This is a genomic window from Pseudoalteromonas sp. SR44-5 (assembly GCF_014163675.1).
In the GTDB taxonomy this organism is placed as follows: Bacteria; Pseudomonadota; Gammaproteobacteria; order Enterobacterales; family Alteromonadaceae; genus Pseudoalteromonas; species Pseudoalteromonas rhizosphaerae.
The window spans coordinates 1-10,245 of sequence record NZ_JACJDT010000074.1 but is presented as its reverse complement, the minus strand read 5'-3'; the positions used below and the strand labels follow the sequence as shown (position 1 = coordinate 10,245).

The window sequence follows — 10,245 nt, the reverse complement described above, 5'->3', positions numbered from 1 at the left end:
ACCTAGAACCTAGAACCTAGAACCTAGAACCTAGAACCTAGAACCTAGAGGGAATTTTATGAAACTTGAAGATATCCGTCGTGAGTATTTGCAAGATGCTCTGAGCGAAGAGAATTTACTTGATGATCCATTCAAGCAATTTGAAACCTGGCTTGAGCACGCGGTAGCAAGTAAACTGCCCGATCCAACGGCGATGGTGGTGGCAACGGTTGATGAAACCGGTCAGCCTTCGCAACGTATTGTGTTGTTAAAGCATCTTGATGATAACGGGTTTGTGTTTTTTACCAATACCGGCTCGCGTAAAGCACAAGAGCTTAAAGGCAATAATAAAATCTCTTTGCATTTTCCGTGGCACCATATGGAGCGCCAAGTGATTGTTTATGGTGAAGCACAACCACTGCCAACTTCAGCGGTTGCCAAGTACTTTTTGTCACGTCCCAAAGAAAGCCAGTTAGCTGCATGGGCTTCAAAGCAAAGCCGTCCTGTATCATCGCGTAAAGTGTTGATGGAAACTTTTGCTAATATGAAAACCAAGTTTGCTAAAGGCGAAATACCATTGCCAGATTTTTGGGGGGGATACTGTGTTGTGCCAACAAAAATTGAGTTTTGGCAAGGTGGTGCACACCGCCTGCATGACCGTTTTATATATCAGCGTCAAGCTGATAATAGCTGGCAAATTACACGTTTAAACCCATAGTTTATTATGGCGTTTATTGATTCCCACTGCCATTTAGATTTTACTGAATTTGATGCCACCCGCACCAAGCTAATTCAGCAATGTCAGCAGCTGGGGATCGAAAAATTGATCGTGCCGGGGATCACTTTGGCACAATCTCTTTCTTTATGCGCTTTTGCTAAACAGCATTCTGTAGTGCACATCGGTGCAGGTTTACATCCTTACTTTTTAGCAGAATATCACCATAGTCATTTAGCCAAACTGACTGATTTTACTGTGCAACATCACCAGCAATTGATTGCTATTGGCGAGTGTGGCATTGACCGCAGTATTGACGATATTGTTTTGCAAACTCAGATATTTGAGCACCATATCGACCTTGCTAATCAGCTTGAATTGCCATTGATTGTGCATCATCGACAAAGCCATGACCTTATTGCACAGTCATTTAAGCGCTGTAAGCCAAAATATGGTGGTGTTATACATGCTTTTTCAGGCTCATTACAACAAGCACAGTATTATATTAAACAGGGTTTTAAACTCGGGGTGGGCGGGGTGATCACTTATCAGCGAGCACAAAAAACACGTTCCGTTGTTGCTCACATAGCACCTGAACACTTACTACTTGAAACAGATGCACCTGCAATGCCGTTAGCGGGCTTTCAAGGGCAAATAAACACGCCGTTACAGTTACCCCTAGTGTTTGAGCAGTTATGTCAATTAAAGCAGATCACAACACCTTATAAGGCTGGTTTTCAAAAGCAGCTTTATGATTCGTGCTCAGAACTTTTTCGGATATAACGATTTACTTGCCAGCGCTTTAAACCACGGCCTAATTGCCAAGTAAAAATGCAGGTTATCACTAGCATTAGTAATACTTGGCGGCCTAAGTCATGAAAGCTGCTATGACTGGTTGCTACTGCTGAGCGGGTCAAGTAAGTTATTGCAACAAATCCTAGTGGGCGATCGTCATCACTGATTATCGGTTCAACAAACGGGGTTTTAAGTTTACTAATACCCGGAGTGGAGTTGGGCAGCTTACCTAAAATATGGTGAGCTTGCCAATTATCACTACTGGCGATAAGTATGCCTTGCTGATCATAAATCGTTGCAGCCAGTACAAATTCATCTTTGCTTATGCTGTTACATAAGGCTGTTAATTCAGGTTTGTTTTTTTCAAGTAGCGGCGTTTTGGCATTGAGAGCCATAAAACGAGTTAAGCTTTTTGCTGTGCTGTCGGCACTATCATAAAGCAACTGGTGGCTTTGAAAACTACCATTAACAGCAACCCAAGTCAGCAATACAAAGCATGCCGCAGCAATACTTAATCGCACTAGGCGTTGCCTAAGAGATGCTGAAATAGGGTTTTTAAGATGGTTATTTTTCATAGTCACCGTTTACGCTGCTGACAGCTTTTGTTTTTGATGTTACAACTAAGCGTAACTATAACCTTAAATCCCCCTTTATGGCGAATTAATACCAATCGACTTAAATATTTAGCCTTTCTAGCGTGCTAAATAAAGCGCTAACGGCGTTGTAAGTTTTTTATGTAGAACAACTACATATAAAATTTATGCCTTGTTATCACTTTATTTATCCGTCGCTATAAATGACCAATAACCTAACCCGATTGGTATAATTGTTATTTTACAGGGGAGACATTAGTATCATTTTTGGAGTTATCATGACATTGGAGCGCTTTGCGAGCCTTTCATCAGAGCAGTTATCGGCACAGTTGTCGTTAGGTATGTGGTATCACTATCAAGATGCTTTATTAGTACCAACAAGCTTACCAACTAATCCGCAAGGAATGTTTAGTATTGCTTTTGCAGGGGACTTTAGCGGCCAACAACTAGCTAATATAATTAACTTTTTAGCTCAGCAGCAGTTTATTGTCAGTGCATTTTGTCGTTATCAACCAGAGCCAAACTTAAGCCCCGCACTGTGTTTTTACAGCGAGACACTAAGTCCAAGCATTAATCCTTTGGTACTGAATGAATTTGCTCATCCATTGGGATTTCAACTTGTACAAGTTAGTAAGCCACCGATTTTAACTAAGCCCGGTTTATTAGTCATGGATATGGACTCAACCGCCATTACGATTGAATGTATTGACGAAATCGCAAGGCTTGCTGATGTATATGATGATGTCGCTGCGGTAACCGCACAAGCGATGGCTGGTAAGTTAGATTTTAGTGAAAGCTTACATCAACGAGTCGCTAAACTTGCGGGTATTGAGCAAAGCTTAATTGATGAACTAAAAAATAGTTTACCATTAATGCCAGGGATCAAAGCGCTATGCCAAGTGCTAAAGCAGCATAATTGGTATTTAGCCATTGCCTCAGGTGGCTTTGTGCCGTTTGCTGAACAAGTGCAAAAACTGCTTGAACTAGACGAAGTACATGCCAATGTGTTGGAATTTAAAGATAATAAGTTAACGGGTAAAGTGCTAGGCACGATTGTTGATGCGCAGCAAAAAGCCGTGGTGTTGAGCCAATTACAGCAACGATTAAATTTACCTACGCAACAAACAGTGGCGATTGGTGATGGTGCGAATGATTTGACCATGATGGCTGCGGCAGGACTCGGTGTTGCCGTACACGGTAAACCTAAAGTTGTTGAACAAGCCCAAGCTGCAATTTGCCAAGGCTCGCTATTACAATTATTATATTTACTAACTATTCCTGTTGTTAAGTAACAGATTTAAGTTAGCCGTTTAAGCCAAATCTGTTTGCGCTTATTCATTTGTTCTACTAGTTCTGCGGTAAAGTCCAAATGACTAAGCGTTTCATCTGTTACATCAACCATGTCACCAACACCTGTGACTGCCCACAGTGCCTCTTCAAGATCTTTTGCTTTATGCAATGCATATTGGCTTACGTATTTTAGTTCGTTAGATAAATAATCAGTATCAGGGCGGCCAGTGCGTGAAATATAAATACGCATTATAAAGAGCAACTCAGATTTAAGACCTTTCTTTAAAAAGAGTAACTGTGGGGCATAATCTTCGCCAGCACTGCACTTGCTTTTTATAGCGTCTTCAATGGTTGATTTTTTAGGATCAAAACGAATAAATAAAGTGAAAGGTAACGGTGGATCTTGACGGCTGCGATCTTTTATAAGCGGTGTGATCACGTCATTGAGCTGCTCTGGCGATAAAAAAGCATCAATGCTGGTAGTATTATTAAGCAAGCCATAGTTTTGTAAAATGATATGCAATGGGCTAGGGTACAAGCCTTGACCGATAGCTCCTGTTTTAAAATGTGTAGCTTCTTTATGTAAATAAAACGGAAATTGACAAACACTTTTAGTTACCATATTTCGCAGCGCTGTCGATAATCCTGGCACCTTTGGCGCTTCTTCAGATACTTTTAATTTATCTTTATTATTTTCAATTAATTGCGTAAAAAACTTTACCCCTTCGTGTGGGTTATCAGCAATACGTAAGGCTTTTAAGTTGATAGTGGTGAACGATTTACTGACCGCCATCACTTCGTACTTTAATTTACTCAGCGTGTGCTTCTTGGTTATTTTTTGCAGCTCAGGCAAGCTTAATTCAACAACTTCACCTTTTTGAAAAGTAACCGGTTGGTCACACTCAATTTGCAAACCCATCACCGAAAAATCACGACTATGAGCGGTATGTGTTTGCTCATCCTGAGTTGTTAATACTACATCGGTTTTATACAAGTAGCGTTTATGTGAGCGCAGATTTACATACTCTAAATCAACGGTTTCAAGCTTTGGTGGGGTTTTATGTTTACCGTGACCAAAGCGCTTGAGCTGATTAACTATACTTTTATCGTAACTAAAGCTTTGGTAATGGGTTTGTTCAGCGTCTGTTCCTACAGCGGTTAAAATCACTAGATATTTTACGTCTTTGATCATTCCTTGCACGCGAGGTGTTGGTGGCTTGTTCAATTTTTCAATATCTTTGCCAGCGGTATTTGGCAAGCTCAACGGAATATATGAATCTTCAGGATGGCTTGGCATTAACTGTACTTTAAAGCATTGCCAGCTTTCTTTTTGACTACCAAAACCAAAAAATAATGCGCTTAATTGCGGCTCTGCAGTCAATTCAGTGCGTGTTGCTGAGTAATAATATACTTTTCCAGCAACCACATGCGTAAAGGTATATAAATACTCTTCTTTAACTGGGGCTGGGTTACTTAATAACTGAGCTAAGCGTTGCTGATTTAAAATGGTGTATAAACATGACAGCTTTCGCTCATCACAAAAATAACGCTGAATAAAGATATTGTTTTCAGTGGTCAGCACTAAACTTGGGTAGAGTTTATCGTTTTGCAAACTAAAAAAAGTAAATAACGAGGTAACACGGGGAATATAATACTGCTCATAGCCTTTTGAGACGACTGCATCTAAGGTGTTATCTAAATTTACTTTATAACGACGCTTATTGCCGTGAATAAAACTTTCTAAAAACTCATCAAATTTTTCGTTATTTTCTATAAAAGTACGTTTTAAGCGAATGTGATTAAATTCCGAAGAGATTTTCTCAACTGCAACAACTTCATATTGAATACCGTTTTTTAAACCTAATTCAAAATCTTGCTCAAGACCAACTAGGCGCAGTCCTAATAACTGCCCTTTTTTGACTTGATAGCGCGGTGAGAGCTTTATTTTTGCGCCACTTAAAGAGATATCTGAGGTGGTTGCTGCAATGGTGTTATCTTTGCTGAGTTCTACAGTGATTTTGATTGAATAGTTCATCCGTTCTTCACGGCGACTTTCATAAGAGGCAAATTTAATAACTTGGCAATCTAATTTTTGTTCATTCTGTAACTCAGGTTGCTTAGCTTGTTCAGCAGCTTTTTTTTGCATTACACGATGGTTATTATCGGTGTTCATTACTGCTTCGTAAACAGCAAGGGTATAACCACCATGACGTTCTATGGCTTGTTCAAATACCGCAATGGCGGTTTCATCCATAAAGTGTTGTTTGCCTTCATACTCATAAGGTTTAACTTGGCCTGTTACTTGGCCGCGTAAATCAATAAAGCGGGCGATAGGTTGTGACAAGCGCGACATTTCCATCTTGATCAAGAACTGCTCAGGTTTTGTTAAACCCGCTGTCTTCGATTTAAAGATCGTGTCAAATTTGGCATTACCTAAATATGATTTAAGCTCATCAACTAAACTTTCATATTTAAGCAGAGTGTCTTCAGTCATTTATAAAACCATCACCGTCTATTCTAAAAAGTTGGTATACTGCACATGTATTTACACACTCACTTGGTTGCTGGTTTGCAGCATGTGCGGTGTAATGAGTTACCATCTTTAATTTTTATTATTATGAGATTGCCAAATAAATGGCTCATTACTTTAGTTTATTAATCAAAAAAGCCTAAGCTCAAAAGATTAAGCAAAAAGTATGCCCTAAAGTAAAAGTGATAAACCTTGCTTTTTTATATATCTCGATTGTGGCGTTGAATTGCCTTATTGGCAAGGTCAATATTCAGCGCACCATAACGCAACAATAAATTAAAGATCATCCTAGTATGGACATAAATGATTTCAAAATGACGAAGGTAGGCAAAAGTTAATGGCAAAAGCGGCAAAAATAGAGTTTGTTTGCACCGAATGCGGAATGAACTACCAACGCTGGCAAGGACAGTGTCGCTGCGGCGCATGGAATACCTTAGCCGAATTTAAGCCCTCAGCAGGGCAAACTAAAAAAGCAGCAACGCGCAGCGTTGTTGGCGGCTATGCTGGTGGCGTTGGCGGTGGCTCGAAAAAAATTAATGACATCGCAACCACCGAAGCCGAAAAGCAACTAACCGGTATTGGTGAACTTGACCGAGTATTATCAGGTGGCGTGACTACAGGTTCTGTGAATATTATTTCTGGTGACCCCGGAGCAGGTAAAACGACTTTATTATCGGATTTAGTCGCGCGTATGTCACAGCGGATGCCATCACTTTACTGCACAGCAGAAGAGTCGTTATCGCAATTTAAAAACCGTGTTAATCGCTTAAAACTCGATTACAACCCAGACGAATTGTATTTGTTATCAGAAACCAGTGTTGAAACCATTATCGACGAGCTTGAAAAAAATAACATCAAGTTTGCAGTAATCGATTCTATTCAAGCGGTTGTTACTGATACCGCAAACGGCAGCCCAGGCTCACCGTCACAAGTTAAAAGTGCCGCGCAAGCGCTTACACAGTACTGCAAGCAAAATGACGTCACTATGTTTATTATTGCCCACGTAAATAAAAATAATGAAATAGCGGGGCCGCAAACTTTAGTGCATATTGTTGATGCGTTATTACATATCGACACGAACGATGGGCAAATACGTACCTTGCGCGCCAATAAAAACCGCTTTGGTGACATTGATACTGTGGGCATTTTTAGAATGTGCGAACGCGGTATGTTAAGTGTTGATAACCCCAGTGAAATATTTTTATCGGGATCAAGTACCGACTCACCCGGTTCAACCATTACTTGTATTCGAAAAGGTAACCGCAACTTGTTGCTCGAAATACAATGTTTAACCACCGAAACCGAGGCGGAGTTTCCACAGCGAGTGTGCGTAGGTTTAAATATGAACCGAATAAAAATGCTCACTGGTATTTTACGCAAGCACACTAAAACCAAAATCTTTCATGATACGTTTTTTAATATTGTTGGCGGGCTGAGAATTGATGAAACCGAAACCTGTATCGATTTAGCCTTAGTGACTGCCTTACTCAGTAGCTTAAATGAGTTTGTTGTACCGCGTACCACCTGCATAATGGGGGAGCTGAGTTTAAACGGTGACGTACGGCCAATCGACAGTGGCGTGCCACGCGTTAAAGAAGCTGCCCAACATGGTTTTACCGAAATATTTATTCCATTTCGTAATTACCATAAATCAATGGAAGGGCTGGGCGCTAAAATAACCCCAGTTAAAACAGTGCATGAACTGCTAAGTTTAATTAATTAGCCACGCTCAAAAAAAGTGCAAATCAATTTGCACTTACTTATGCTAGGCCTTATCAAAGGTATTATTGAATGATACGCTTAGCAAAATCTTAAGTCTAAAGCCGTTAGAGACTAAGCTAAATAACAACGGTGATAATAGAAATTGTAATAAGGAAATAGAATGAAAAAACTCGCAATTGTTGCTGTTGTTGTCGTTGCGGCTATCGGTGGTGTTAGCTATGCAAATCATGCACTGACTCAAGAAGTTAAAGTAGAAGTTGATCGTCAGCTTGCATTAATGAGCCAGCAAATGGGTGTAACAGCCAGTTATGAAGATATTTCGGCCAGCGTGCTTGGGCAAAGTGTTGAAATATCAAATATGCAAATCACTGGGTTTGATCAGCAGCCGGTTGCTAATATTGCGAGCATTGAAGTGGCGGGATACGAAGTAGATAAAATTGCTCCTCGTACCGAGTTGAGCATAAAAAACTTTACCTTCAGTGAGCATTTTTTAGCGCAGTTACCACCAGACGCTAACAATAAACTCGCTGCTGCTAGTTATGATCTTCATACATTGATGAACTATGATGAAAAATCAGGTGATAGTGATATCGACTTTGCGCTTAATGCTAAAAATATTGTAGGCCTTAATTTTAACCTCGGTCTAGCAAAATCAACCGCACTGATGAATGCTTCATTGGCGCTGAGCAAAATGCAGCAACAACTAGGTAGTCAACAGCCGACTTTAGAGCAGCAATTACAGCAACAAACCCTACTAATGGAGGCGCTTGCAGAGCTTGAACCACGCAGCATCGAAATTGCCCTCAATAACGAAGGTGAATTTAAAGCACTCGTTGAACAAACGCTTGAAAAGCAAGGTATGACGCTGGAGCAAATGCAGCAAATGGTCAACATGCAGCTACAACAAGCGCCAGTCAGCGAGGAACTGAGTGAAGCGATTAAAAACTTCACGCAAGGTTTAAGCTCATTAACCGTGTCAGCAAGCTTGCCAGAAGGGCAAGCCATGACCGAAATTAACCAACAGATCTTCACCCTAATGGGGCAACCAGAAGAACTGGCAGAGTTTATAAATTTAAAAGCGAAGGGCGAATAGCTCGTAGAGCTATAAGTTGTAAGTCTTAAGCGGTAAGTTTAAGACAAAATACAGTTTTGAGTTATTTTAAAGCGCGAGCATTGCTCGCGCTTTGTTGTTGGGTGATTTTAGTGATTAGGAGCTAGGTTTTAGGCGTTAGGTGCTAGGAAAAACCAGAGCAGGCCAGCGTTGAACTTATCATCGTAGGTTGTGGTTCATAGCAACGAAACTCAACGGTGAAAATTAAAGTTTAGAGATTGTTTCAAGTGGGAAACTGACGTTGATATAGGTTTAGGATAATAACTCATTGAATAATCAAGCTGTTGTTTGCTCCCATATTCAGGAAAATGAGCGACACGCGTGTCTTTATCTGCTTTATTTTCCTGTATTCATAAACAGTTTTGAGTTTTTTAACAACTCGCGGGTTTATTTCTTGTGATTTACAGCAACAAAAAAACAACAAAGATAAATCCCTTGATTTACATTTAGATACAGAGTTAGACTGAAAGTATTAAAAAACTCAAAGGATTTTCTGTCTGCAACTTGTGGGTTTAGATCCTTTGAATAAACTGTTAAATGCTAAATCAGCTTCATCATATTTCCATAACCAAGGAGTAGGAAATTGAATAAGACAAAATTTGAATTAATTGATATAGCCAAAGCTGGCGCTAGCTTAGTTATTGATGGGAAAAAATTCACTAAGTTTGAAATTATTGATATTGCTAAAGTTATTCTGGATGGGTGCACCATCGAAGTGCAAAATTGTCATAGTAAAACTAAGTATGAATTAATAGATATAGCTAAGGTAGCCAAGGCTGGAAAAATAATTTTCAGTTAATAATTTAATAAAATTTGGAGTTTAATGATGGCAAAACGTGAAAGTCGTTCAGTTTCAGGGACTATGGAGCTTGATTATGAATGGGAAGAAACAAGTAGTGGGCACATAGAAACTGAATCTTCGATAACCTTGTCAGGTAATGGATCGAATGTGGTTTTGAAAGAAAGTAACAGTACAAAAAACTTTATTAAAAGTAATGAATCACATAGTTCAAGTAATGAGTATAAGATTTCAACGTCTTTGCTCATATCTTTGATCAAAGAGCATGGTAATCGATAACAGCATTTAACAAGCCCATCCAAGCGACCGCCTACGGCGGCGCTTGATGGGGGCGTTGAGGCTGTATAATTACTCTTTTTAGGAACTGATTCTACGCATTTGGCTTGATTTTTTTTTAACCTTGAATCCATTTGGTTACTGTGATCTAATAGATATTATTCACCCACGGTAAATTGTTATGGCTCTTTCATTAGGTAAGGAGTCAAGCCTGACTTATCTTGCCAAAATAAATTCATTCCAATCAATTTCGCTGAATAAATTGACCTTACGCGGTCAAACGAAAGTGAATGCTTTCACTTCATACTGCGGCAACTGTATTGCTTAGTTCATAATATAGAAAAGCTGCAAAACACGATGCATTAATAAAGGTAAGCTGCTACCTCTCCAAATAAGCCACTTAAACACCTGTCATACCTTCCAAAACGCCCATTA

The 10,245-nt window shown here is 39.7% G+C and carries 9 protein-coding genes; 7 read left to right on the top strand and 2 right to left on the bottom strand.

Features of this window, described 5'->3' with window-relative positions; all coding sequences use genetic code 11:
• Positions 1 to 58: 58 nt before the first annotated feature.
• Positions 59 to 697, top strand: coding sequence for a pyridoxamine 5'-phosphate oxidase (gene pdxH / locus H5154_RS21860; protein ID WP_145235507.1), 639 nt, complete (start codon positions 59 to 61; stop codon positions 695 to 697).
• Between the two features lie 6 nt (positions 698 to 703).
• Positions 704 to 1,477 (top strand): TatD family hydrolase, encoded by a 774-nt coding sequence (locus H5154_RS21855; protein ID WP_182719609.1) that lies wholly within the window; start codon positions 704 to 706, stop codon positions 1,475 to 1,477.
• On the opposite strand, the gene H5154_RS21850 is transcribed toward H5154_RS21855, so the two are convergent.
• The gene (locus H5154_RS21850) at positions 1,444 to 2,064 is read right to left on the bottom strand and encodes an AhpA/YtjB family protein (RefSeq protein WP_145235511.1); all 621 of its coding nucleotides are present in this window, start codon (positions 2,062 to 2,064) and stop codon (positions 1,444 to 1,446) included. The genes H5154_RS21855 and H5154_RS21850 overlap by 34 nt on opposite strands.
• Before the next feature lie 296 nt (positions 2,065 to 2,360).
• Here H5154_RS21850 and serB point away from each other — a divergent pair, with 296 nt between their 5' ends.
• Positions 2,361 to 3,374, top strand: coding sequence for a phosphoserine phosphatase SerB (serB, locus tag H5154_RS21845; protein ID WP_182719608.1), 1,014 nt, complete (start codon positions 2,361 to 2,363; stop codon positions 3,372 to 3,374).
• Between the two features lie 5 nt (positions 3,375 to 3,379).
• Here serB and H5154_RS21840 read toward each other — a convergent pair whose 3' ends face one another.
• On the bottom strand, positions 3,380 to 5,866 hold the full coding sequence (locus tag H5154_RS21840; RefSeq protein ID WP_182719607.1) for a PilZ domain-containing protein: 2,487 nt from the start codon (positions 5,864 to 5,866) through the stop codon (positions 3,380 to 3,382).
• 373 nt (positions 5,867 to 6,239) lie between these two features.
• On the opposite strand from H5154_RS21840, the gene radA reads away from it, so the two are divergent.
• The 4 genes from radA to H5154_RS21820 all read left to right on the top strand — a co-directional run bounded on the left by radA (position 6,240) and on the right by H5154_RS21820 (position 9,813).
• Entirely contained in the window at positions 6,240 to 7,625 is a 1,386-nt protein-coding gene (gene radA, locus H5154_RS21835) for a DNA repair protein RadA (protein ID WP_182719606.1), read from the top strand.
• A 159-nt stretch (positions 7,626 to 7,784) separates the two neighbouring features.
• On the top strand, positions 7,785 to 8,717 hold the full coding sequence (locus tag H5154_RS21830) for a hypothetical protein (RefSeq protein WP_182719605.1): 933 nt from the start codon (positions 7,785 to 7,787) through the stop codon (positions 8,715 to 8,717).
• A 601-nt stretch (positions 8,718 to 9,318) separates the two neighbouring features.
• Positions 9,319 to 9,534 (top strand): hypothetical protein, encoded by a 216-nt coding sequence (locus tag H5154_RS21825; RefSeq protein WP_182719604.1) that lies wholly within the window; start codon positions 9,319 to 9,321, stop codon positions 9,532 to 9,534.
• A gap of 24 nt (positions 9,535 to 9,558) precedes the next feature.
• Positions 9,559 to 9,813, top strand: a complete 255-nt coding sequence (locus H5154_RS21820) for a hypothetical protein (protein WP_182719603.1) — start codon at positions 9,559 to 9,561, stop codon at positions 9,811 to 9,813.
• Positions 9,814 to 10,245 lie beyond the last annotated feature (432 nt).

Bases quoted from the DNA above. Each gene is read 5' to 3' on its own strand.
- pdxH (WP_145235507.1), top strand. From the start codon at position 59: ATGAAACTTGAAGATATCCGTCGTGAGTATTTGCAAGATGCTCTGAGC.
- H5154_RS21855 (WP_182719609.1), top strand. From the start codon at position 704: ATGGCGTTTATTGATTCCCACTGCCATTTAGATTTTACTGAATTTGAT.
- H5154_RS21850 (WP_145235511.1), bottom strand. From the start codon at position 2,064: ATGAAAAATAACCATCTTAAAAACCCTATTTCAGCATCTCTTAGGCAA.
- serB (WP_182719608.1), top strand. From the start codon at position 2,361: ATGACATTGGAGCGCTTTGCGAGCCTTTCATCAGAGCAGTTATCGGCA.
- H5154_RS21840 (WP_182719607.1), bottom strand. From the start codon at position 5,866: ATGACTGAAGACACTCTGCTTAAATATGAAAGTTTAGTTGATGAGCTT.
- radA (WP_182719606.1), top strand. From the start codon at position 6,240: ATGGCAAAAGCGGCAAAAATAGAGTTTGTTTGCACCGAATGCGGAATG.
- H5154_RS21830 (WP_182719605.1), top strand. From the start codon at position 7,785: ATGAAAAAACTCGCAATTGTTGCTGTTGTTGTCGTTGCGGCTATCGGT.
- H5154_RS21820 (WP_182719603.1), top strand. From the start codon at position 9,559: ATGATGGCAAAACGTGAAAGTCGTTCAGTTTCAGGGACTATGGAGCTT.